Annotated in this window: 1 protein-coding gene; it reads right to left on the bottom strand. The window is 70.0% G+C overall.

What is annotated here, in order from left to right; genetic code table 11:
* Positions 1-326: 326 nt before the first annotated feature.
* On the bottom strand, positions 327-1,143 hold an 817-nt coding region (locus FMEAI12_RS30380; RefSeq protein WP_146776799.1), incomplete at its 5' end, for a GGDEF domain-containing protein.

Here is a 1,143-nt window from a genome sequence, read left to right as displayed (position 1 = left end):
TGCCCCTCGTCAGGAAGCCATCGGTTGGTGTGGTAACCCCGATTCTCCCTGCACGGCAGGCACCCGCTCACGTTCCAGCCATCTACAAACCCTCAACATCACCAGCTACTGGCGGATTTAGGTCAGACCGCCGGTCCCGGGGGGTAGGACGTGCCGGGGCCGGTGGCCAGTTAGGGCGCTGCAAGCCACGCCGACATCCCCATGCAGTAGGCCAGCCAGCGCTCCAACCCACTTGCTGCCCGGGGTGGGCCGGTCAAACCCCCACCCGGGTTGGTCCACCCCGGCCGGTTATCCGAACAGCGCTCTGCGCCCACTCGGGGCGCTGTCTATGGCTGTCCAGGGCGGTCGGGGTGGTGGGTGGGGGTGGGTATCTCGGGTTCGTAGATGACGAGTCTGCCGGTTTGTGCGCGTTTGGCGGTGTACATGGCCAGGTCGGCCTGGTGGATCAGGATGTCGGGGGTGGCGGGTCGGTGGGCGGCGTTGTCGAGGGTGACCAGGCCGAGGCTGGCGTGGGGAGTGTAGGGCCGCCCCGCCAGCAGGCAGGGGGCCTGGACGGCGGTGGCGAGCCGTTCGCCGATGCGGCGGGGGTCGTCGGGGCCGCCGCCGTCGAGGATGACGCCGAACTCGTCGCCGCCGAGGCGGGCGACGGTGTCGACCGCGCGGGTTTCCGCCCGTAGCCGGTCAGCACTGATCTGGAGAAGTTCGTCACCGACGACGTGGCCGAAGGCGTCGTTCACCCGTTTGAAGCCGTCAAGGTCCAGGAACAGGACAGACACCGTGCCGTCGGCGGGGGCGTGGGTGGCGTCGCTGTCGGTGCCTTGGATGAGGGCTCGTTGCAGCCGGCGGGTGAACAGCGCCCGGTTCGCCAGGCCGGTCAGCGGGTCGTGGAACGCCTGGTGGTGCAGTTGCCGTTCGCGTTCCCGGATCTCGGCGAGTAGCCGGGTGTTCTCGGCGAGGGTGACCATCTGCCGGAGCAGGGCGAGCACCAGCAGTGTGATCATGCCGTAGGTCTCGAACCGGTCGAGGCGGGCACCGGTGGCCAGCTTGCCCAGGATCAGCAGGCCCGCGGCGGTGAGCGTGGCGTAGGGCAACGCGGCGTGGGCCCACATCGCCCGCGGGCTGGGCGGAGCGGGGCCCTCGGGG

This window comes from Parafrankia sp. Ea1.12, assembly GCF_900465275.1.
Lineage (GTDB): Bacteria > Actinomycetota > Actinomycetes > Frankiales > Frankiaceae > Parafrankia > Parafrankia soli.
This window is presented reverse-complemented; position numbering and strand designations above follow the sequence as displayed.